Consider the following 22,214-nt stretch of genomic DNA (forward strand, 5'->3'; position numbering starts at 1 on the left):
TACAGTTATCAGTACAGATACAATTATTCACATAAAAACCAGTACAGTATGACTATGAGCATCTATAGAGCACTCGCAAACCAGTTTGTCCACGAGATTGAAAGCGGAAAACTCATCGAAGGTAGCCGTATGCCCTCTTTGCGCCAACTCTCTAAGCAGCATGCGGTCAGTATGTCTACGGCAGTGAGTTGCTATCAAGAGCTTGAATCTCAAGGTTGGATTTATGCTCGCCCCCAAGCTGGCTATTTCGTCAGTGCCAGACCCAGCAAAAACAATACGCCTGAGTGGGCCCGCTTTGTCAGCAGGGTATCAACCGTAAACCACAGCTTTTCGATTCACTCCAACCACAACGGTCCACTTGGCGTTTCTAGTACAAGTATTGATGAAATCGCGTTAAATGAGTTGGAACGCAGTTTTCGACGCGCCAGCAAACGACTCACAGAGCGGCTAAATCACTACCCAAATACTCAAGGGGAGCCGCTGCTTCGAAATGCACTAAGTACTCATTTCTCAAAACTAGGCTTACACCTAAATCCAGAAGAACTCGTTGTAACCTCTGGCTGTATGCCAGCAATCAAAGCTGCGCTTGAAGCATGTACTCAAGCCGGTGATACGGTTGCTATTAGCTCTCCGTGTTTCAGTGGAATATTGGATTTGCTTGGTCAAATGGGCAGACACATTGTTGAAATCCCTTCACTGGATGATGGGATAGACCTAATTCAACTTGAAGGCCATTTGCGAGATGGGAATGTAAAAGCGGGCATTTTTTGTACTTCGCATATGAACCCGCAAGGCATCACTATGTCCGCTCAACAAAAACAGACACTCGCAAGGCTCGCCAACCAATACGAAACCCCAATTATTGAAGATGATGTTTACTTAGAACTCTCTTACGCTGATCACACGCCGCTTCCTGCTAAGTATTATGATCAAGGCGGCTATGTTCTATGGTGTGGCTCCATCTCTAAGAGTCTTTCCCCGAGTTATCGGTTAGGTTGGTGCCTTCCAGGTCGCTATACAGACCGATACCGTCAACATCATACCGCCTCTTGCTTTGGTGTTTCTCTGCCTATCCAACTCGCAGTGGCCGATTTTATTGAGTCTGGACACTACGCAAAACAGCTCAAGCGGCGCAGGAATCGGCTACTCCAGCTTCGACAAGCGTATGTCAATTATCTCTCTGAACGATTACCGAGCCATGTGAATATGAGTGACCCAAAGGGAGGAATGGTACTCTGGTTGCAGGTACCAAATTTGGACGTTGATCAGTTTCGTTCGCTTATCGAACAACATCAAATCGATATTCGACTCGGTCATCTGTTTAGTACGCTAGCACTCTATAATGATTGTTTTCGTATTAACATCGGCTATGAACTCAGCGACACCGTGAAAACAGAGCTCGACAAACTGGTGGATGCCATACTCAAATCGAGCTAAAAAGCCGCTGTCACGGATTCGATGCCATGACAGCGAATTGTCAAACTAAACTACAACACCAGTCCGCCATCAATCTTAAGCACTTGGCCGGTGATGAAGCTGGCCTTGTCACTGGCAAGAAATTCTACGCCATTGGTGATGTCTTCTGGCGTTCCCATCCGACCGAGCGGCGTCTTCGCTTTCATCATGTCCAACACTTTTTCTGGGAGGTTTTCAGTCATTGGGGTTTGAACAAAGCCAGGGGCTACGCAGTTCGCTCTGACTTGTGCGCCTTTTCGCGCAAACTCTTTTGCCCAGCCTTTCGTCATTGCAATCACCCCGCCTTTGGTCGCTGCGTAATTGCTTTGGCCAATGTTGCCATCGGTTCCGACCACCGAAGACATGGTTACGATAGAGCCTGCATTGTTCTCCATCATGATCGGGGCAACAGCCTGAGTCAGATTAAACACACCTTTTAAGTTCACGTTTATTACCGCGTCCCACTCATCTTCGGTCATTTTCTCGATCAATGCGTCTCGGGTAATGCCCGCATTGTTGACCAATACATCGATTTTGCCCACGTCCGCTTTTACCTGCTCGATGAACTCGAATACCGCAGCGCGGTCGCAAATATTCATCACAATCGGTTTTACATTGGTCCGGCCTTCAAATGCCGAGAGTAACGCTTGCTCATTCATGTCGATCGCATAGACCATTTGAGCGTGCTGCTCGGCAAATCGTTCCACTACTGCTTTGCCGATTCCTTGGGCTGCGCCTGTCACTAGGCAAATTTTGTTGTTAAACATTTCCTTAGTCCTTAACTCGTTTACGTTTATTTGACTGACTTTTAGCGTGCAAAATGGACACTTAGCTTGTGCCTCTCGGTGTGATTGAGTTGGAGAAAGGCAGCACTGGAACGAACTAAACCGCAGCCCTGCCCTTAAAGGAGCTTAGACATAGTGACGAAAATTGCGAGTCCTAGCGCACTATTTCTTTTAACTGTCACACTAGGAGTTAGAGAAAAATCAGGAAAAAACCATTAGGCGAGCGATAGACCACCGTCGACAACCAAAGTGTGCCCAACGATGTAACTTGCCTTATCTGAAAGCAAAAATTCAATGGCGTCCACAACTTCACCAGTGTGTGCAAAACGCTTTAATGGCACGGCGTCGTTGACTCGCTCACGAATGCCCGGATCTTCACGCTCTCTCTCTTGCCAACGCGGTGTCCACGTCACACCAGGCGCCACCGCGTTAATCCGTATCCCTTTGCTGATCGTTTCGAGTGCCACAGAACGCGTTAAACCTTCAAGTGCGTGTTTCGCCGCGCTATACATCGCCGCATTGGGCGTAGGTCTAATGCCATTGACCGAGCTAACATTCACAATCGCGCCGCCAGAACCCATCAGGCTAATTTCTCGCTTCAAACAGTAGGCTTGTGACCAAAAATCCACATCCAATGTGTTTTTCAAATCATCCAGTGCCACACTGCCAAACTCGCCTAGCGAACCAATCGCGGGAGAGGCATTGTTGATGGCGAAATCAAGTTGACCGTATTGACGCTCAACGTAATCAAAAAAATCCCTAAGTTGGGATTCAATTGAGATATCAAGCGCGAGATAGTCGACACTTTGCAGTGCTGGGAACGCGTCACATTGTTCCAACCAATGCGCTTTGTTGCGTGAACACGTAATGACCTGAACACCTTGCTCGATGAGACGTTTAACCACTTCAAGTCCAATGCCCTTTGAACCACCCGTGACGATCGCTGTTTTCTTCATTGATGCTCCTTGCTTAATGAATTTTATGCAGTGCCATTTCCGCCACTGCCTCTAGCGCAGCGAGATCCACTTCACTCTGAATCGCTGCGTAAGTCCAGCCGTTAAATTCCATATGCATGTACTTAGCCGTGAGAACAAAAGGTTCAATAAAGCATTCCGGCAACTCGGTATTGTAGCCAGTCGATAAAATGGAAATGGACTTGCCTTTTAGGCGTCTGCCGAGTTGTTTCTCTATGGTCAGTAAATCGGAGAGTCGGTCAAAGAACACCTTCAACTGCGCTGACATGGAATACCAATAGACGGGAGAGGCAAACACGATATGATCGAACTCGCTTAACTCGATGATTAGAGGCAAGAAATCGTCCATGCGGTTTCTGTGTTCGTAATCATAGTATGAGATTTCGCGCTCAGACAAATCAAACAGAGCCGCGCCCGATTGGTAAACAAACTCGTTGACCAAGCGACGTGTATTGCCATCCGATTTGGACGTTCCTAACACCACTGCGACATTCATACCGCCTCCTTACATCCGATTAGGTGACTAGCTCAAACTCAGCACAAGGCGTGCCTTGATGATATTTCAGTTGCCAACCTTCCCCTGTAAAAACCCAGATAGACGATCGCTTAGCATAGTGGCCTTTGGTGCCCAGTTTGTCGATCCAAGCCGTTTTATAGAGGAGAAGTTGAATTGAGGGTTCGAGCTGAATGGTTTCAAAATCTTGCGAGTGAATATGACCAAGGCAAGGCTTTTCATTACCCATCATCTCGAGGATGTCAGCATAGTCAAAACTTGTTCCTGACTTGCCAACTTCTTTAAAGGAAGGATGTATGAGGCGTGCTATCTCGTGCTTATTTTGACGAATTTCGTATTGATGTAATGCCACTTCCTGCTCTATCAAAATCTGCATACGCGTTCTCAATTGGGTCAATTCACTATAACGATAATGCCCTGTTTATTTTATGTATGCAAACGGTTGAAATAAAACAACAACCTTGACCCCACAAACGATGCAACTCGTATTAAACACGCTGGCTAGCGTTAACGCTCATCAACCGAGCGAGCGCGCTGACGCGGGAAACTGAGAGAGAAACAAGCGCCATTCAAGTAACTGTCGGCCACGGAAACTCTCGCACCATGATGATCACAAACTTGTTTCACGATTGCTAAACCAAGGCCGTGTCCAGTTTTGCCTTTATTTCGTGCGGCATTCGCGCTGTAAAATGGATCGAATAGATACGGCCAGTGCTCAGAGCCTACACCTTTTCCATCATCATGAATTTCAATTACAACGTCTTCATCGCTTGACCATACTTCAATCACAATTTTGGTTCGTGCGAACTTGAAGGCATTGCGCACAATATTGTCCACTGCACGATTAAAAAGCTTCAAATCAACATTTAGCCCTACAGGAATCGCGGAAACAACGTGGACCAATTCCAAACGCGTTTCTTTTCGCCAGAATTCACATCGCTCTTGCAGCCACTCATTAATATTGATCGACTGCAACTGCAACTCTGACCCGCCGCGCTCTAATCTGGCGTAATAAAGCAGCTCATCCACCATATCTTCCATCTCTTCGGTATCGGCAATAATGCGCGCGACCGCCTTACTTTGAGCAGCAGGCAACTCTAAATCGCTGAGGATATCGGCTTGCCACTGAATGCGAAAGATGGGAGTGCGTAACTCATGAGCGACCGCGTTGGTCAGTGATTTATTACTGTTGATCAAATCACATATCTTATCCGCCATTACGTTAAAGCTTTTATTTAACGTCCCTAGCTTGATGCTGTTTTTCTCTGATGCGCGTTGATAAAGGTCACCATTCGAAAACGAGACTGTGACCTGTTCAAGGTTATTTAGGCGACGCTTGATTCTCCAGACCAAAAACAGCCCGCTGAGTGCAAAACCCGTAATTGCAAATACCCAAATTAGTCGATTTTCGAATCGAATTTTTTGGCGTAAGAAAGAGTCCTTGTTATCGCTCAACTCATATAGAGTGCGACTGTTACTCAAACGAAACCACAGATAGTCTTCATCATAGTAGTAACTGTTTATATTGGGGTCAGAAAATACGTGTTGAACAAGTTGTGGAGCACTCGATAAATCGACCACTCTAAGGTTTTGGCGCGTTTTATCGGCATACGCTTGAATAATATCAAGTGTTTCCGTTTCTGTTTTGACCGATGAAATGACATCGAGCAATTGCTGATAGGCCTCTGCTTGATGATCTCTCAATATATATTCGTAATCAGTACTGAGCTTGTAAACGATGAAGGCATAAGAATAAATGCTAACCAAAAATATAACGGTTAGCCCAATCAAATACTCAAAATAAATGCGGCGCATATCGACGGCTTTTGGTTAGTGATTACCAGCGCTCAGGGACAAATAAATAACCTTTGCCTCTAACGGTGATGATTTTTTTCGGAGGAATGGTGTTGTCGTTGAGCTTTTTTCGAAGAACAACGATTTTGTTGTCGATGAACCGATCAATGCCGTCATAATCGACCCCACGCAATTGTTGAGTGAGATAATTTCGTGATAGCACCTGCTCAGGCGACGACGCAAGTAACCACAGCAATTCAAACTCACTTTCGGCAATCGCGATGTCTTTACCGTTGAGAACGCATCCTTTGGTTAACTTGTTGAGCGTTAACTTACCAAAACTCAATTCATTGCTCGCGTCTGAGTTTGCTTCAGATTCCACGACTCTGCGAAGCAGCACTCGGATCCGTGCAAGAAGCACACGCGGCTTAACAGGCTTACTGATAAAATCGTCTGCACCTGTCTCTAAGGCGGCGACGTGGTCGAAGTCATCATCACTGGCGGTCAACATTAAGATCTTACCGGAGAACTTGTTTCTCAATTGACGACAGATAGTCAGGCCATCAACCTCTGGCAACATGAGGTCAAGCAAAACAATGTCAGGCTGAATTGATAAGATTTGCTCAGCGGCAGATGTCCCTTCAGAGATGGTCACTACATCAAATGATTGACTCTCAAAATACTCCTGCAACATCTCACTCAAAATTGGGTCATCTTCAACGATCACGAGGGTTGGGTTTGTCATAGTTCCTTCTTACTCACAAACTTTTATCGCTTTAGCTTTTTATCCGTGTCGTGCTTGTTCGCTCTACAAATAAAAATCCATTATGTAACTGATAGTCATATTGGTATATCACATAATTTATGCGAGATGCAGCTTAAAATCGCTCTAAAGGATTAATTTTCTGAAAGAAAAAACCGGCGACCTAAATAGGTCGCCGGTTTGAGTTATGACGGTTTAGTCATCATAGATTGGGAACTGTTCGAATGCTCGACGATACATCGCGTATTCATTGGTGCTCCACAGTCTTAACAGCTCAGGGTCGTAATCATAAACATCTTTCTTCTCAGCAAAGCGCGGAACAAGATTATTCTCTACAACTTGATTACCAAACACCTGTGCGATGTTAAAGATACGCTCGTGATCTTCCTCTTCGAACTTGCCAATTGCGCTGTTCTGAACCGTTTCTAGGCGAGATTGAAGGTTACATTTACGCTGTAAGCGCTGCTCTTCTGTCTCTCCGTCTACTTTAAAGCGCAGACATTCAGTGCCATTTTCTTCGTATTTGACGAACTGTTTGTCATACATAGTCCAACGAGCAAAGCCAGTCGTATCTCTTAGCGCGACAAGCGCATCTTTATCACCGATAGCAATAATTCGAGCTTCATTCCTATCACGAGTTTCCCTAAACACAGAGAGCGCATTTCTCACTGGGTACGGCAAGTTATTAAGCTGCTCTAGCTGTGGTTTCTGTTCTTCAAGGTATAGCGCTCGAGATGCCATCGCTCTTGCAAGAGTGTTGCGAGACGAGATGGAGTAACGCGTCCCCTTCCACGTGAAGTTAATGCCATCTTCATCGCTATAGCTACTGTTCGCGTAGTTAACATGAATAGCATCACGCAAACCTTTGGAAGAGTCACTCAGACCGTACTCTCTCGCTCGGCTGAACTTGTTTAGGTTCTCTAGCAATGCGCTAAAGTACGGTACACGGGTGTCTTGGTATTCACCTTCAGTCCAATAAACAAAGGCTTCATCCCCACCCAAACCAAAGTAGCGCTTCATAGGCCACAAGTATGATGGCGTCGCTTCAATGGTTTTGGTCATTGGCGGTGTATAGCGTTTCACAGTCTCTACATAGTCACCATTTTTATCGACAAAGATCGCTTGGCGCGCTTCAGGTCGCCCTGCAAGGTCCGAGAGATAGGTGTAGAGGTGAGTCACTTTATCCGACATATCAATCAGCGCTAGGCTTGAGTTTTCTGTCGAAACAAATGGCGAGTCGCGACGAACCAACATTTGCGCGGCAAGCAGTTTGTCTGGCCATACGCCCAATAGATCAACCGATGACGATGACGTCTGATAAGGATTGTTCGCTTTTAAACTAGACCAAATCTTTCCATCTCGCGTTTCAGAACGAACCACAACTTTGTTTCGCTGACCTTCCAGCACCTCGACAAGCTCTTCATCATAACAAGTAGACGGTACATCACGGTCTGGTGACATTGCCCCTTGATAGATTTGCCATAGCTCAGATAACGGTGCAAAGCGATAACGATTCGGCACGCCTTCAACGCCGCTTAGCTCTACCAGTTCACACACTTTGTCTGGCGCTGTCAGCACTTCTATAAAGAAGTCAGCAGCCAAGTTAGCGGCATGGTAAGTGTCACAAATTGGACGAACCGCTGGAGAAAGCGTATCTAGATCGACCGGGTTTCCTCGCCAATCGACACAGTTATTGCCTGCAATTTCCTCGAAGACCAGACCATTGTTATTGGTCGTATCCGCACCTAGGTAGCGAGCAAACATATGATCGATCTCACCCACGTTCTCTACGATGTCTCGAATTTTTTGGAACTGATCCAATCGAGTAAGGAAGTAAGTATATTGGTGATACTGGCTAAACCACTCACGACCATTGCGACGGTTCATTGTTTCATAACTATCATGGTAGCGCTGAATACGGAACTGGGTCACTTCTTCTAAACTGGTACCTTCATCGAAGCGATCACACATCAAGTTGGTCGTCGTGTGCTCGTCAGTACAGTAACGATAATCAACCAACGGCGAGGTTAAACCCTCTTTGTCTGCGTTTTGACGAATGTGAGTTACAATGCCTGTTGGATACGCACGATAATCTTCTGTCATTGCCTTGTCGTATTTATCCAGTGAAATCACTTTTCGCTTTTGCACACCTGTACTATCTAGATTAGGTAGCGGTTTATTGTCTGCATCATATAAGAAGTCAGGTTCTTGAAGCTCGAGCTCACGGCCGTAAGCAAAACGCAATGCAGCTTTATCGTATTTACCGAACGTTAGCAGCTCATCAAATATCGACGCGCCGTAATCCATGATTGAGCTGTAAGCTGCTGGCTTATCGTCTGAACCACGAGCGTTGAGTTCGTCCACCGTGTAGAAATGATTCTTGTCGGTTGAACCCATAAAGTTATGACGCAGACCTAAGTTGTGCCCTAGCTCATGAATCAGAGTCGACTTAAACATGTGCTTAGAAATCGCTAAGCTCGCCATTTTCTGCTGATCTAGGTTCAACTCGTCCCAAGTTTTCATCGTTGTCTGGGCATCATCAACAAAGAAATCGCCCTCTTCATAATCGATGCCTTTAACCAAGCCTTTCGATTGGGTACTCAGCCACATAAAGTCTAAGCTATAAACGTTTTGTTCTGAAAAACGTTTCAGCATGTCTTGGCGTTTATAGAAAGATTGAACCGCTAAATCTGAGTTGGTTGTATCGAATCTAAAATCCATATCTGCTTTGGGTAAACCATTACCCAGCTTACCTGCGGTAATGAAGCTGATTTCATCATCTGACATCGTAGGTACATCAAAAGCTGGACCTCGGTCATCAGCGATCATATCGCTAAAGTCATCCACTTCCGTTCTTTCTACGGGTGCATCGGTATCATCCGATCCTGTATCAGCCGTGTTAGTCACGGTCGGTTCGAGCTTCTCGATTTCTTGGCGGTTGTAACGCATGGCGAGATCGTTCCATGTATAACGACTCGCCGAGCGAATAACCCCTAGATATTGGTTAACGTGAGCATGGATGATTTCACCTGTCAGCGGGTTGGTCGCTGAAGGGCCGTAGCCGAGCAGCCCATTGTCCACAGGATCAGCAATCAAGTTAAACACGTTGTAACGCAAGTCACCGGTTTTAACCCCTGCTTTCGACGACGGGTTGACGATTTTAATCGTAGGTACGCCTGTATCCTCAAGTGTCTGGTTCACTTCACGAATGGTGTCGATCGTTAGATCAAGAAACTCTTCATTCCCTTCGTCGAAATAACTGTCACTCAAGTAGTAATCAATCGTGTCGTTGTTTGGGTTAAAACGGTTTATATAAGAGAAACGAGACCCTTGAACATTACTTTCGCCAGTGTGTGTTTTCACTTCTTTAGAGTCATTAAAGAATCCGAAGTAGGCGCTGTCTTGCCCTTGGTAGAGAACAGGCTCGTAATCTTCACTGGCTAATTTGTCTAACTTAACCAAGGAGTAGAAAAAGCGCGTTTTAAAAGATAGGTTTCTAAAGTCACCACCAAACTGGTACTGATCTTCTGCAGCCGCTGTAAACGTACGCTCCACTTCGACGTTTATCACGCCCTCTTCTGCGTTGTACTCGTAGGAAATCAAACGCGGCTCTGCGCTTTCGCTAACGTTACTTGCTGTGTACCAAGCGCTCAAAGAGTCCTGAGAAAGTGTTTTAATGGCTTCATACTGCGGGACAAAGTGGGTCGCTTCTTTCCAACTTAGGCTTTCGTCTTGGTTGATTTCTTCTTTGTTAGTACATTCGCCGTAGCTGTTTTCCGCACAGCGATACTGACGAAATTCACCAGGAATTTTGAGCACAGGCGCTCGGTTAATTTCTGAGTCCCAGCGGCTTGGGTCATCGACATTTACTTTGTCGCGATCCACTTCTTCAACATAAATCCCGTTGAACTCATCAAACCTTAAGGTGACGAGTTTTGGATCACCCTGGAAGAAACCACGCTGAGTGAGAGCGTAACGTGGCGCTTCTCCGGTAGATGGCATGTACATCCATAGTGATTCAGTATCAAGAGAGCGAACGGATATCTCTTGAGAAGGTTTTTCGTACGTGTCGTATGCTCTGTCGTCAGCACCACACCCGCTTAATATCGCGGCTATGCTGGCAGCAATCAATGCGTGTTTAAACATTTTTCACCTGTATTATTTTTATTTTAAAACTGATAACTAACTAATGCGTAATAAGTTGTTTTCTTTAAGTTAATTAGATCATTGATAGGGCTAGAGCCCTTTTCAGGATCGTAATAGCTAATTCCGTTAGTCATGCCCACTGCCAATGAAATGTCTTCATTGAACTGATAGCCTATTTCTTCGCCATGCATCATGTCGGGATCAAACGTATTTCCGTTGTAATCCCAAGATTGCCTTGGCATTAAATAGATGTTGAAGTAAAAATCTTTTGCAAATACATAATCGACTGAGAACTGGTTGCTCAACCTATATTCAATAAGTTGATATCCACCTGCCGTCTTATATTCATGAAAGTTTTTTCTAAGCAACAATGTATTACTCAGCGACAAACCCTCTAACCACTCATCGAAAGCCGCGCTCCAGCGTAATTTTAGTCTTGTCCCTAGTTTTAAATCATTCCTCCTTGATGTTTTTGAAGTCGGCAAAATAGCGCGTACTTCTCCACTTACCGTTGAACCTTCTGTTGGATTAAACAGACCATTTCTTGCGTAGCCTATCGAGGTGTCATTCCAGAACTGGCCTTTCGTCCCATACACGTCACCATCTTGTTGATGATACCCCGAGACGACCAACTGCAAGCGTGAGTTGTCCTCAAATGCGTAGCGAATAACCCCAGTTGCAGAAGCCGAACGATTGGCGTTTGTTGCGCCATCCCTGTAACCATTGCGAGAATAGTTAGCGCTGATGTAACCAGACCATCGGCTCGACTCATCATCGCTCCAACTGTCTTGCAAATCATTTGCCGACGCGCAAAAGGGGGCCACCAGCAGCATAGCTGGTAATAAGTAGCGATTGTTCATATTGTCCTTCTGAAAATAAAGTTCCGTTTTAATCTAGATATTTATTGATTAACCACCTTCCTTGCGCTGATATATTTCCTCTGCGATGGGTGTGTAATAGGAATGGCGTCAAGTAATTTCTTCGTATATTCATCTTTTGGGGAGGAATATATTTCTTCTACCGTACCCATTTCTACAATTTTTCCTTTATTCATTACCGCGACTCGGTCCGAAACATGCTTAACTACCGACAAGTCATGGGAGATAAATATAATGGCTAGATTCATCTCTCCTTGAATTTTTAGCAATAAGTTTAGAATCTGAGCTTGAACGGAAACATCCAATGCAGAAACGGACTCATCACAGATCAGTAATTTAGGTTTCAGCGCTATAGCTCGGGCAATCCCAATACGCTGACGCTGACCTCCCGAAAATTCATGCGGGTATCGGTTCACTGCTGTCTGAGGCAAACCCACTTTATCGAGTAACTCTAACACCCAGTCTTTTCGCTGCTCTCGCGAACCGACCCCATGAATAATGAACGGTTCCTCCAAGATCATACCCACAGTGTGTCGCTGGTTTAGCGATTCTAGGGGATCTTGAAAAACGATTTGCATCTCTTTGCGAAGTGGCCTCATGTCTTTGCATGATAAGCTCGTTATGTCCTTTCCTTCGAAAAAGATGCGCCCTTCTGTTGGCTCATATAGCTTTAGAATCGTGCGCCCAAGTGTACTCTTGCCGCACCCCGATTCTCCAACTAAACCCAGCGTTTCCCCCTGTGCAACAGAGAAAGAAACACCATCCACCGCTTTAATCACATAGCCTTGGCGAAATAAGCCTTTTCCTGACGAGTAGTGTTGTTTGATATTGTCAATTTTTAGAACTTCATTCATCGTCAACCTCCTTGATACTCGGGGAATTGAGTCACATCAATCGGGTTGATCTGGATAGTCTGTTTCGGCTTACCATCCAAACTTGGGACCAATGAAAGCAATCTTTGTGTGTACGGATGCTTTGGGTGATCAAACAGTTCGAAAATTTCAGCGGTTTCGACAATTCGACCATCGTACATAACCGCAACTTGATCACATATCTCGGCGACCACACCAAGATCGTGCGTAATGAAAATCATCGCCATCCCAGTCTCTTCTTGGAGCTCTCGCATTAGCTCTAGGATTGACGCTTGCACGGTTACATCAAGTGCCGTTGTGGGTTCATCACAAATTAATAGGTCGGGTTTGCAAGCTAGCGCCATGGCAATCACCACTCTTTGTCTCATCCCTCCAGACAAATTATGCGGATACTCATTGAATCGTTGCTCAGGTAACGGAATACGCACCTTATCCAACAGACCGACTGCATAATCGACCTTTTCTTGTTTGGTCATTTGCCCGTGGTGCAAATCAAGTACTTCGACCAGTTGCTTGCCAATCGTCTGTACAGGATTCAGTGCTGTCATCGGGTCTTGAAAGATGATTGAGATACGGTTGCCACGCATCTTGTACATTTCCGTATCTGGTACGCAGGTTAAATCCTCACCACGATACAGCACTTGGCCAGCAGTCACCTTCCCATAGGGCTTAGGTAAAAGTCCCATGATTGACATAGAGGTAACACTCTTGCCGCTACCCGATTCACCCACAAGACCAAGTGTTTCTCCGGCTTTTACATCAAAAGAGACGCCCTTGATGATTTTTATCGCGCCGTCATCGGTGTCGAATTCCACCTCCAGATCGCGAACTTGCAAAATCACATCTTGCTTTATTTCAGAGACTTGTTTCGACATTACAGCTTGTACCTATCATCAATGATGGTGACTGGCTCAAAGGAAGCCCCTTTCTTGTAGGCTTCAAGCGTCTTCTTCTTTAGATCTTCATCTATCCAGAAGTTGCTCGTGCCTAAGATATTAAACATGGCGCCAGTTTTCTTCGTCATCGGGTTAGCTGGGAACTTAATCCAACGCCAATAGGCATCTCGTGTGTATGGCACCATGTAGCCCGGTACAATGACATAGGCATCACTAATATCTTGTTGAATGTCGCGCGACAGTTTCTGTTTTTTCTCCACATCAAACTCAGACTTAAACGCCGCTATTTTTTGATCTAACTCTGGCGTGCTGTAGTTGGTGTGGTTATTGGTTTGCGGTTTGTTCGCATTACTCGAGTGGAAGTACTCCTTGTATGCAGGGATATCGCCGCCCCCCATATTGAGAAAAGCCAACTGATGCTTCTTCTCTAAAATGAACTTAAACGCAGCCGAACCATCAACAAGGTTCAAATCAAATTCCACCCCAGCTTGTTTCGCTTGCTCTTTTAGATAAGCAATTCTCGGCGTCCAGATGGTGTAGCCATAAGTGATCTTGAAACTGAGTCGCTGACCTTCTGCGTTCACTCGAATCCCATCAGGGCCAATCTGTTTAAATCCCGCTTGCTCAAAAAAGTGAGCCGCTTTCTTGGGGTCAAAACTTGGTGGTGTTGCCGACGCTAAGTCATATTTCCCATGGCCGAATCCCATCGCGTGCGGTTTACGTGAATAGTCACCACGAAGCACGTTTTTGATCATCCCATCAAAATCTGTGGCGTAAGTAATACCTTTGCGTACATTAATGTCGCTAAGCAATGGCATTGAGGTATTGATCCACAGCCCTCCAGCCCCTTGCGGCGTTTGATTGAAGCCCCAAAACTTATGGATAAATCCTCTTTGAAATGGTTCTGTGTTCGCTTTTTCATGCCACAAATGAGGAAGCACCATCGCGAAGGTATCCAGTGACCCTTTTTCAAAATGTTTGCGCGCAATATCGTTATCGCGTATCACTTTTAGTCGTAACTTGTCGACATTAAAGCGATGTTGATAGTACTTATTCTCGTAACCCCACCAATCGGCCCCTACATGTTTGAAGGTGATACTTTTCCCCTTCTTCACTTTGTCTATGTAGTAAGGAGACGTTGTTGGTTCTGGTTTAAAGTTGTATTTACGAACAAAGTTGTCATCCATGCCGTCGCCGTTGGCATCAGAAATCTTTGCAAAATGATGCTTAGGACGGGGTTGAACGCCATTGCTTGGCGTATTGAGTAATGACATAAGTTCGTCATTACTCTTTGGCTCAGACAGTTCAATTGAAATGGTGTAGTCATCGAATTTTTCAACACTCGAAATCGAGTTCTGAAAGAAATCATTATACCAAGGGTCAACGATGTCTTTAGAACGGTAGTAAGTCAGCATAAACAGATAATCGTCTGCGGTGACTGCTTTGCCGTCTGACCATTTAGCCGAAGGATTTAACTTGAAGTAAACCGTTCTTTGGTCCTCGCCAAACGCCCATTCGTTAGCGAGCTGAGGAATCCAGTTGCCTGTATCTGGATGACGTTGCGCCAATTTCGGAGCACCGTCCATCAAATAGTAACGTACGCCAGAGTTGGCATCGGGCCCTACCGAACGCAAGGTCTGAGGAAAACTGAGCATATAGCTGCGCAATGTGCCGCCACGTGTCGCTTCCGGCGAAGAAAAAATAGGGTCATCCCAATTCGTGTGCCACAACAAGTTTTCAGGCAGCACGTCTGCATAGGCCGATCCGCTAATCAGCAAGGCTAATAGTCCTTTTTTAATCATCACTGCTTCCTTAATTATTATTTGTATAACGTATATTTTTTTGGATCGAACGCCGTGCGAATCGCTTCCCCAATGAATGTGACCATAACCAATACAGAAACAATGGCGATAACGACTGACGTCACAATCCATGGTGAATCAAGGTTCGATTTTCCTTGTTGAAGTAGCTCGCCCCAGCTTGGTGTAGGAGGGACAAGACCTAGCCCTAAATAGTCAAGTGCCGTCAATGCGGTGATGTTGGCTGCTATCGTGAACGGAGCAAGTGTCACAATCATCACCATCGTATTTGGCAAAATATGTTTGAAGATAATGCGAGATGTCGATGCCCCAAGCGCTTTCGCGGCCATCACGTATTCACGAGCAGACTCTTTGTACGTCATGGTTCTCATGTACCAGGTGATCCCCATCCAGCCGAAGGTCACATTGATCAAGACGAAGAGGAAGAACGTTGGCTGAGCGATAGAGACTAAAATCATAATCACATAAAGGAATGGCACCATTGACCAAGTCTCAATAATGCGTTGGACAATCAAGTCAAACTTGCCGCCAAAGAAGCCCATTGCACAACCGACTGACACTCCAATCACGTAGGAAATCGCCATCGTTAAAAGTGCAAAGCCCATCGCGGTTCTGAAGCCGTAGACCAATCGGGCCAGGATGTCGCGCCCAATGACATCGGTTCCAAGGTAGTGTTGGCTCTCTGCACTCGGCTCGTTGGGCGGGAAATCACCGGAAAAGTCCTGTTCATAAGGATTCCAAGGCACCATAGGCAATATGACGAAATCCCCCTGATTACGGATTTCAAACTGTTTTTGCAGATCGCGATAGTTGGCTTCACTCGCGTAATCTAAGCCAAAATCGCTCCCAGCATAAACATCAGAAACAACGGGGAAGTAGTAGTTGCCTTGGTATTTCACCATCAAAGCTTTGCTGTTGATCAAAAGCTCCGCGCACAAAGAGAGCATGAGCATCAACGCCAGAAGAACTAATGACCAGTACCCACGCTTTATTTCTTTAAATCGTTTGATTTGCTTAAGTGTTAACGGATTCACAGTCATCATTTAAGCTCCAAATTTCACGCGAGGATCGACAAGCGCAACGCAGACATCCGAGAGAATGTTGCCCAATAGCAAAATACACGCATTAATGGCGACAATCCCCATCACGACGGGATAGTCACGTTCGACAATGGACTCGTAACCAAGCAAACCGATGCCGTTAATATCGAAGATCACTTCTATCAAGAAAGAGCCAGTCATAAAGAAAAGTAGTGAATTACCAAAGTGACTAGCGATAGGAATTAAGCTGTTACGCAACGCGTGTTTACGTACGGCCTTGCGAAAAGGCAACCCTTTGGCAATCGCAGTGCGTATATAGTCTGAAGAGAGGTTCTCCATTAAGTTGTTTTTCATCGTCATGGTTAGCGTCGCGAAATCGCCGATCAGATAACAAATTAACGGAAGTACCGCATGCCAAGCGATGTCTATCATTTGGTCGTAGACGGTGGTTAAGTCATCAAAGTCTTCCCCGACGAACCCGCCCATCGGAAACCATTCCAAGTGATAGCTAAACAGTGTAATAAGCAGAACGCCCACCACATAGCCGGGTAAAGCGTAGCCAACAAAAATCATTATTGAAGAGGCGGAGTCAAACACGCTGCCATGTTTGAGCGCTTTGAAATAACCAAGTGGGATTGAAATGAAGTAGCTAACAAAAAACGTAACGCCACCATACAAAAGTGATACTGGAAGGCGTTCGAAAATCATATCGGTAACAGGCTCGTAGTAACGCGTAGATTCGCCCAGATCAAAATGCGCTAATCGAGTCAACCAATCTATGTAAGCTTCTGTTACTGGCTTATCTAATCCGTAGAATTTATTGAGATCAGCCATCTGCTCTTCAGACAGGGCTGAATTTTGGCCAACCACACTCGCTCCACCCGCATCTCCCTGTGGCTGCATATTCGCCAGCATTCGTTCAACAGGGCCCCCGGGGACAAAGCGCGTAATCGCGAATATCAAGATAGTGATACCTAGAAACGTTGGTACAACTAACGCCAAGCGTTTCATTAAATATGCAAACATTGTTACTAGCCAAACTCCGTGTAAAGCGATGGTCGGCCAATATAAACAAACATATTAAGTAGTCAAATGGTTACATTTCACTACATTTACATACAATATATCTACACATAACAACATGTCATAAAAGCCAATGCTATGTGTTTGAATATCTTCAAAGTCCTTCTGAGCACAAGGCTTACAGACTGGCAGCGCCGCACGGAATTATTTTTAAACCAAAGTGACAACAGAGGGCTAAAAATACGTAAAACCAGGGAACTCAACGAGGTCCCAAATGCAATCAATCAATCTAGTCTGGTTAAAAAGAGATTTAAGGCTCACCGACCATCAACCGTTACATGATGCGATTCAAGATGGCACGCCATTCGCGCTCATTTACATCTTTGAACCCCTTCTTCTTAATGACCCTCATTATACAGAGCGTCATTGGCGGTTTGTGCTGCAATCTCTTGACGACATCAATGAGACACTTTCTCGATTCGGCTCGTCGGTGAATATTTTGTTTGGCGATGCGACACAGTGTTTTGAGTCTCTAGCTCATCACTATTCGATTGGGAGGGTCTTTTCCCATCAAGAAATTGGCCTAAACAATACCTTTGAACGCGATAAACGCCTCGCTGCTTGGTTTACATCCAACGGAATTCAATGGCACGAGTATCAACATGGGGCAGTACTACGCGGGGCAAAAACTCGCCAGCAGTGGGACGAGCGTTGGCACACATTCATGCGCGCGCCCCTAGCCGAGCCGCAACTCGATCACGCTCGCTGGGTAAACCTCGAAGGGATAGAACCACACATGCGCTTTTCGCCCCCTCTTGAGTGGCAAGGCAAAGCTAACGGCATGCAAACCGGCGGCAGTCAACTCGCTTGGAAAACACTAGATGATTTTTTTCGTCGACGTGGTAAAGACTACTACCGCCGCATTTCGAGCCCTTCACTGTCTAGGTCCGCATGTACCCGTATTTCGCCTTATCTCGCTTGGGGCAATGTATCACTGCGGGAAGTTTATCAGTACCTGTTGCAACACTGGCAGTTAAAGGGCTTTAAACGCAGTGCAATTGCTCTCTCTTCACGCTTACATTGGCATTGTCACTTTATGCAAAAGTTTGAGTCTGAAGTAGAAATGGAGTTTCGTTGCCTAAACAGAGGTTACGAACCCTTGATCGTTCAAAGCACACGCAAAGACGAAATGATGTTGAAGGCTTGGAAAACAGGCACAACTGGTTTGCCTTTGGTCGATGCCTGCATGCGCTGCTTGCATCATACCGGCTACCTAAATTTTAGGATGCGAGCCATGCTCGTCAGTGTACTTTGCCATCATATGAACCAAGATTGGCGTGACGGCGTCACTCATCTTGCGCAGCTGTTTCTCGACTTCGAACCCGGGATTCATTATCCACAGTTTCAAATGCAAGCTGGAGTTACTGGCATCAATACCGTTCGTATCTACAACCCAACCAAGCAAGCCCAAGAACACGACCCTGATGGTCACTTTATAAAGAAGTGGCTACCTGAGCTTGCTGCCCTTCCCGCTCCCCTGTTGTTCGAACCATGGAAAATGACACCGATGGAAATAATGATGTACGAGATTCCTAAGCAGAGCCTTTATCTGAACCCCATCATTGATGTAGACAACTGCGCCCGTGAGGCTAGAGAGCGTCTATGGTCTTGGCAGAAAGAGCCCGCTGTCGTCTCGGAAGGCTATCGCATCTTAAAACGACACATTCGAGCCGGAAAACCGAAACACAGTTGATCGAGTTAAGAATAGCCGCGTACAAGCTTTCACTTTTAACAGGGATTATTCGGTACCCTCACCTACAAGGAACATACCATGAGTAAATATCTTCTCGTTATCACAACTGCACTATTCGCACTCTTTTCATTCTTAATGCCAGCGCAAGCTCACGACCACGGAATGAAAAAGGAAGACATTGTTGACGTTGCTGTTGGCAATGGTTCATTTAACACCCTAGTTGCTGCCGTTAAAGCGGCGGGACTCGTGGACACATTGAAAGGCGATGGCCCATTTACCGTGTTTGCACCCACTGATGAAGCGTTTGCGAAACTGCCAGACGGTACTGTAGAAATGCTGCTTAAACCCGAAAACAAAGACAAGTTGGTTTCTATCCTCACCTACCACGTTGTATCAGGTAAAGTGATGGCAGCAGACGTAGTTAAGCTAGACAAAGCAACCACGGTACAAGGCCAAGACGTGATGGTGAAAGTGATGGGCGATAAGGTCATGGTTAACAACGCAAATGTTGTCGCAACAGATGTAAAAGCTAAAAATGGCGTCATCCATGTCATCGATACTGTGATTATGCCGAAGTAAACGTTCGTACCAACCCGTCAATAATAGGAGGGCAGCGACTCGCTGCCCAATTCATATGCACAATAAGACATTTACCCGCGCTGACATTGAAGCGCTCGAAAAAATGCAACGCACCCGGCTTATCAACTGTTTGTCGGGCTATAAAAGTGCCAACTTAATCGGTACACGCGATGAACAAGGCAATGAAAACGTATCGGTTGTCAGCTCTGTGATCCATATGGGCTCGAACCCACCCCTGCTCGGCTTTATTGTTCGACCGCGCAAAGTGGAACGACATACGTTAGACAATATTTTGAGTACAAGCAGTTTCACCATCAATGCAATAGCGCTTGATTTTGCACAGCAAGCTCACCAAACCTCTGCTCGTTATCCTAAAAACGTTTCAGAATTCAACGCAGCTGGTTTGACGCCCCATTATGAAGACAACATCTCTGCCCCGTTTGTTTTGGAAAGTCCCCTAAAAATGGCGCTAGAACTGCGTGAGCACATCATCATTAATAGCAACGATACGGAAATGGTGATTGGGGAAGTCGTTCACGTAAGTTTGCCAGAGCAGGTCATCATGCCCGACGGTTACGTTGACCTCGAAGCTCTAGACCTCGTCACTATTTCTGGCTTGGACAGCTATCACGTCACCCAGCGCGTTCACCGTTTGAGTTATGCCAAACCAGACAAAGCGCTCTTTCCCCTCACCAAAGAGGGAGAACCCTCATCTTGGCGAGCCTTAGCGCCAGATTAATAATGAGAATATTGGGGGCGCGAAAACGCTATCCGTGCCCCTTCCTGTTAACGATGTTTGTATTGCGTGGGCGCGTAACCCCTGATGACATCACGACTCCGCAGTGCGATGTGTTTGGTTGTTCTCCCAGACACCCTTTCTCGCCATAGCTTGAAACTCTTAGACTTTAGATTGCGCCTCATTAGCTGGATCACCTCAGGCTCTGTTAACCCGAACTGAACTTCTATCGCCTCAAATGGCGTTCGGTCCTCCCATGCCATCTCAATAACGCGAGATACTTCGTCACCCTTTAACATCTGATCGGTCCTATTGGTTAATAGTGATTTAATTACGGTAAAAGGCTGGACTCGGTTCACTCCTGCGTCCAATCAATGTGTCAAAGGCAACCTAAAATTTTAATGTTGAGCGAGCCCAAATGTGAAGCGATTACATCGTTGGCTCTGCTATTCGCTATAGTTAAGAAATGAACAAATTGGCGCGTGAAATATTTTTGTAACAAAAGTGACTTATTTTTAGTTATATTAATAACTGCTAATACAATCAAAACAATGGTAGTTGCAAGCATGCAAACAAATTTGGACACCAACACCTACATCGCTAGGCAACCTATCCTTGAGGTTGATGGTAACGTTTTTGGTTATGAGCTTCTGTATCGAAACAGCATGGCCAATCGTTATCCACAAGGTGTCGCTGACACAGAAGCAACCGCTAGAATGTATGCAGAGCACTTTTTGGGTGACATCGTGGGGCTTTTGGGCAAAACGCCTGCCTTCATCAATTTTGACTACGATTCACTGCTCAATGGCGCGGCGATGGACTTCCCTCCACAAGCTATCGTTGTCGAAATACTCGAGACTTGCTCGCCGACAGAAGAATTGTTTGAAGTGTTAAGCGGCCTAAAATCACAAGGTTACACACTGGCACTGGATGACTTTACCCCTAGCGATGAATGGCAATCTTTTTACCCTCTGATTGACATCATTAAGTTCGATATTCAGAGCATGTCGATGATAAAATGCGGGCTAACCATTCGCAGTCTCCAAGGTTACGACATCCGCTTTTTAGCAGAAAAAGTGGAAAGCTATGACGAGTTTGAAGCAGCTAAAAAGTGGGGATTTGAACTATTCCAAGGCTACTTCTTTACTAAGCCTCAACTTATCAAGCGTACTAGGCTGAGCTCTTCAACTGAAACGCTAGTCAGTCTATCCAAGTTAATCGCATCAACACCATTGGATTACAACAAAATCACTAATGTAATCAATCAAAGTGCAAGTTTGAGTTATCAACTACTTAGGTACGTCAATAATGCGGGGTTGGTCGGTGAAATTACCAGTGTCAAACAGGCGCTGGCTTATCTTGGCGACAGTAAAGTGGTTAAGTACTGTTCCTATGCTCTACTCTCGCAACTAGGCAGCGAAAAGCCGCCAGTCCTTCAGTTGTTTGCATTAAGGCGAGCACGTCTTATGTATTTGACCATGCGCTATCTAAACCAAGAGAGTTTAGCCGAACAAGCCTATTTGACAGGGTTGCTCTCTTTAACCGATGCCATGTTAGATATGAACATTGAAGATATTGGCCAAAGCTTGAAGCTAGACTCCGCGATTACCAGTGCGTTGGTACACCACTCAGGAAAGATCGGCGCCACATTGCAGATCACTAAATGGCTTGAGACCAACGATTGGGTAAGCATCGAACCTATTGCAAAACACTTGCGTCTATCCGAAAACGACATCATCGCACTTGCCGTCGAAAGCGACCTTTGGATTTGCGATGTGTTTTAGGTTTGTGCCATGGTTTAACTGTTTATGATGCTAGATTGCATTGAGCTACCCAGCACCACCAATATGCACGATAGCGGATGACATAATCATTATTGTGGCAATCTGCGCCGCCATAATGTAACGGTGTTGTACATCAGTGCTGACATAAATCGATTTAAAAAGGCTTATGTCAAACCATGCAGACCAAATCACGATAAATAGCAACGCAAAAACGGTGAATCCGGTAATGCCAAGGTGATGACTCAAGTAATTTCCCAGCACGAAAATCGATACGACATGAGCCAAATCGTAAAAAATCTCTATACAGTGCACATGATCACTGCAGGTCTACGCATTTAGCTGATGCTTGGGTTTACGCCATAATGGATGTTTCTTTTGGCTAAATCCATAATTTTACGCCCT

At 45.5% G+C, this 22,214-nt stretch carries 20 protein-coding genes; 5 read left to right on the forward strand and 15 right to left on the reverse strand.

Translation table 11 applies throughout. The features are described 5' to 3' along the window. The first annotated feature begins 54 nt into the window (after positions 1-54). A complete protein-coding gene (locus tag ACUALS_RS18355) occupies positions 55-1,437 on the forward strand; it encodes an aminotransferase-like domain-containing protein (RefSeq protein WP_454449328.1) in 1,383 nt (460 codons plus the stop codon). Positions 1,438-1,487: 50 nt separating this feature from the next. Here ACUALS_RS18355 and ACUALS_RS18360 read toward each other — a convergent pair whose 3' ends face one another. From ACUALS_RS18360 to ACUALS_RS18420, 13 genes are all read right to left on the reverse strand, one after another. Continuing rightward, positions 1,488-2,222: a beta-ketoacyl-ACP reductase gene (locus ACUALS_RS18360; protein WP_454449329.1), complete on the reverse strand. Its 735-nt coding sequence runs from the start codon at positions 2,220-2,222 to the stop codon at positions 1,488-1,490. A 233-nt stretch (positions 2,223-2,455) separates the two neighbouring features. Then, complete coding sequence (locus ACUALS_RS18365) at positions 2,456-3,196, reverse strand: SDR family NAD(P)-dependent oxidoreductase (protein WP_039480321.1); 741 nt, start codon at positions 3,194-3,196, stop codon at positions 2,456-2,458. A gap of 13 nt (positions 3,197-3,209) precedes the next feature. Then, on the reverse strand, positions 3,210-3,710 hold the full coding sequence (locus tag ACUALS_RS18370; RefSeq protein ID WP_039624472.1) for a flavodoxin family protein: 501 nt from the start codon (positions 3,708-3,710) through the stop codon (positions 3,210-3,212). 19 nt (positions 3,711-3,729) lie between these two features. Then, the gene (locus tag ACUALS_RS18375) at positions 3,730-4,104 is read right to left on the reverse strand and encodes a nuclear transport factor 2 family protein (RefSeq protein ID WP_038137150.1); all 375 of its coding nucleotides are present in this window, start codon (positions 4,102-4,104) and stop codon (positions 3,730-3,732) included. 131 nt (positions 4,105-4,235) lie between these two features. Next, positions 4,236-5,543, reverse strand: coding sequence for an ATP-binding protein (locus ACUALS_RS18380; protein WP_331402013.1), 1,308 nt, complete (start codon positions 5,541-5,543; stop codon positions 4,236-4,238). A gap of 22 nt (positions 5,544-5,565) precedes the next feature. After that, a complete protein-coding gene (locus tag ACUALS_RS18385) occupies positions 5,566-6,267 on the reverse strand; it encodes a response regulator (RefSeq protein WP_454449330.1) in 702 nt (233 codons plus the stop codon). A 213-nt stretch (positions 6,268-6,480) separates the two neighbouring features. Beyond that, on the reverse strand, positions 6,481-10,431 hold the full coding sequence (locus ACUALS_RS18390; protein WP_454449331.1) for a zinc-dependent metalloprotease: 3,951 nt from the start codon (positions 10,429-10,431) through the stop codon (positions 6,481-6,483). 23 nt (positions 10,432-10,454) lie between these two features. Continuing rightward, the gene (locus ACUALS_RS18395; protein WP_454449332.1) at positions 10,455-11,291 is read right to left on the reverse strand and encodes a hypothetical protein; all 837 of its coding nucleotides are present in this window, start codon (positions 11,289-11,291) and stop codon (positions 10,455-10,457) included. 41 nt (positions 11,292-11,332) lie between these two features. Beyond that, on the reverse strand, positions 11,333-12,163 hold the full coding sequence (locus tag ACUALS_RS18400) for an ABC transporter ATP-binding protein (RefSeq protein ID WP_454449333.1): 831 nt from the start codon (positions 12,161-12,163) through the stop codon (positions 11,333-11,335). A gap of 2 nt (positions 12,164-12,165) precedes the next feature. After that, on the reverse strand, positions 12,166-13,035 hold the full coding sequence (locus ACUALS_RS18405) for an ABC transporter ATP-binding protein (protein WP_454450048.1): 870 nt from the start codon (positions 13,033-13,035) through the stop codon (positions 12,166-12,168). A gap of 20 nt (positions 13,036-13,055) precedes the next feature. Beyond that, positions 13,056-14,879, reverse strand: a complete 1,824-nt coding sequence (locus ACUALS_RS18410) for an extracellular solute-binding protein (RefSeq protein WP_454449334.1) — start codon at positions 14,877-14,879, stop codon at positions 13,056-13,058. Between the two features lie 17 nt (positions 14,880-14,896). Further along, positions 14,897-15,940: an ABC transporter permease gene (locus ACUALS_RS18415; RefSeq protein WP_005471394.1), complete on the reverse strand. Its 1,044-nt coding sequence runs from the start codon at positions 15,938-15,940 to the stop codon at positions 14,897-14,899. After that, entirely contained in the window at positions 15,941-16,963 is a 1,023-nt protein-coding gene (locus tag ACUALS_RS18420) for an ABC transporter permease subunit (protein ID WP_038217409.1), read from the reverse strand. It lies immediately after the preceding gene. Positions 16,964-17,234: 271 nt separating this feature from the next. On the opposite strand from ACUALS_RS18420, the gene ACUALS_RS18425 reads away from it, so the two are divergent. The 3 genes from ACUALS_RS18425 (at position 17,235) to ACUALS_RS18435 (ending at position 20,031) form a co-directional block, all read left to right on the forward strand. Next, positions 17,235-18,713, forward strand: coding sequence for an FAD-binding domain-containing protein (locus ACUALS_RS18425; protein WP_454449335.1), 1,479 nt, complete (start codon positions 17,235-17,237; stop codon positions 18,711-18,713). A 78-nt stretch (positions 18,714-18,791) separates the two neighbouring features. After that, entirely contained in the window at positions 18,792-19,292 is a 501-nt protein-coding gene (locus ACUALS_RS18430) for a fasciclin domain-containing protein (protein ID WP_005471256.1), read from the forward strand. Positions 19,293-19,347: 55 nt separating this feature from the next. Beyond that, a complete protein-coding gene (locus ACUALS_RS18435) occupies positions 19,348-20,031 on the forward strand; it encodes a flavin reductase family protein (RefSeq protein ID WP_454449336.1) in 684 nt (227 codons plus the stop codon). Positions 20,032-20,078: 47 nt separating this feature from the next. Here the strand turns inward: ACUALS_RS18435 and ACUALS_RS18440 are convergent, their stop codons facing one another. Then, the gene (locus ACUALS_RS18440; RefSeq protein ID WP_052125181.1) at positions 20,079-20,327 is read right to left on the reverse strand and encodes a TIGR03643 family protein; all 249 of its coding nucleotides are present in this window, start codon (positions 20,325-20,327) and stop codon (positions 20,079-20,081) included. 267 nt (positions 20,328-20,594) lie between these two features. Here ACUALS_RS18440 and ACUALS_RS18445 point away from each other — a divergent pair, with 267 nt between their 5' ends. Further along, positions 20,595-21,812, forward strand: coding sequence for an EAL and HDOD domain-containing protein (locus ACUALS_RS18445; protein WP_454449337.1), 1,218 nt, complete (start codon positions 20,595-20,597; stop codon positions 21,810-21,812). A gap of 45 nt (positions 21,813-21,857) precedes the next feature. Here the strand turns inward: ACUALS_RS18445 and ACUALS_RS18450 are convergent, their stop codons facing one another. Further along, on the reverse strand, positions 21,858-22,124 hold the full coding sequence (locus ACUALS_RS18450; RefSeq protein WP_454449338.1) for a low temperature requirement protein A: 267 nt from the start codon (positions 22,122-22,124) through the stop codon (positions 21,858-21,860). Positions 22,125-22,214 lie beyond the last annotated feature (90 nt).

It is taken from the genome of Vibrio sp. NH-7, from assembly GCF_053643215.1.

Bases quoted from the DNA above. Each gene is read 5' to 3' on its own strand.
- ACUALS_RS18355 (WP_454449328.1), top strand. From the start codon at position 55: ATGAGCATCTATAGAGCACTCGCAAACCAGTTTGTCCACGAGATTGAA.
- ACUALS_RS18360 (WP_454449329.1), bottom strand. From the start codon at position 2,222: ATGTTTAACAACAAAATTTGCCTAGTGACAGGCGCAGCCCAAGGAATC.
- ACUALS_RS18365 (WP_039480321.1), bottom strand. From the start codon at position 3,196: ATGAAGAAAACAGCGATCGTCACGGGTGGTTCAAAGGGCATTGGACTT.
- ACUALS_RS18370 (WP_039624472.1), bottom strand. From the start codon at position 3,710: ATGAATGTCGCAGTGGTGTTAGGAACGTCCAAATCGGATGGCAATACA.
- ACUALS_RS18375 (WP_038137150.1), bottom strand. From the start codon at position 4,104: ATGCAGATTTTGATAGAGCAGGAAGTGGCATTACATCAATACGAAATT.
- ACUALS_RS18380 (WP_331402013.1), bottom strand. From the start codon at position 5,543: ATGCGCCGCATTTATTTTGAGTATTTGATTGGGCTAACCGTTATATTT.
- ACUALS_RS18385 (WP_454449330.1), bottom strand. From the start codon at position 6,267: ATGACAAACCCAACCCTCGTGATCGTTGAAGATGACCCAATTTTGAGT.
- ACUALS_RS18390 (WP_454449331.1), bottom strand. From the start codon at position 10,431: ATGTTTAAACACGCATTGATTGCTGCCAGCATAGCCGCGATATTAAGC.
- ACUALS_RS18395 (WP_454449332.1), bottom strand. From the start codon at position 11,291: ATGAACAATCGCTACTTATTACCAGCTATGCTGCTGGTGGCCCCCTTT.
- ACUALS_RS18400 (WP_454449333.1), bottom strand. From the start codon at position 12,163: ATGAATGAAGTTCTAAAAATTGACAATATCAAACAACACTACTCGTCA.
- ACUALS_RS18410 (WP_454449334.1), bottom strand. From the start codon at position 14,879: ATGATTAAAAAAGGACTATTAGCCTTGCTGATTAGCGGATCGGCCTAT.
- ACUALS_RS18415 (WP_005471394.1), bottom strand. From the start codon at position 15,940: ATGATGACTGTGAATCCGTTAACACTTAAGCAAATCAAACGATTTAAA.
- ACUALS_RS18420 (WP_038217409.1), bottom strand. From the start codon at position 16,963: ATGTTTGCATATTTAATGAAACGCTTGGCGTTAGTTGTACCAACGTTT.
- ACUALS_RS18425 (WP_454449335.1), top strand. From the start codon at position 17,235: ATGCAATCAATCAATCTAGTCTGGTTAAAAAGAGATTTAAGGCTCACC.
- ACUALS_RS18430 (WP_005471256.1), top strand. From the start codon at position 18,792: ATGAGTAAATATCTTCTCGTTATCACAACTGCACTATTCGCACTCTTT.
- ACUALS_RS18435 (WP_454449336.1), top strand. From the start codon at position 19,348: ATGCACAATAAGACATTTACCCGCGCTGACATTGAAGCGCTCGAAAAA.
- ACUALS_RS18440 (WP_052125181.1), bottom strand. From the start codon at position 20,327: ATGTTAAAGGGTGACGAAGTATCTCGCGTTATTGAGATGGCATGGGAG.
- ACUALS_RS18445 (WP_454449337.1), top strand. From the start codon at position 20,595: ATGCAAACAAATTTGGACACCAACACCTACATCGCTAGGCAACCTATC.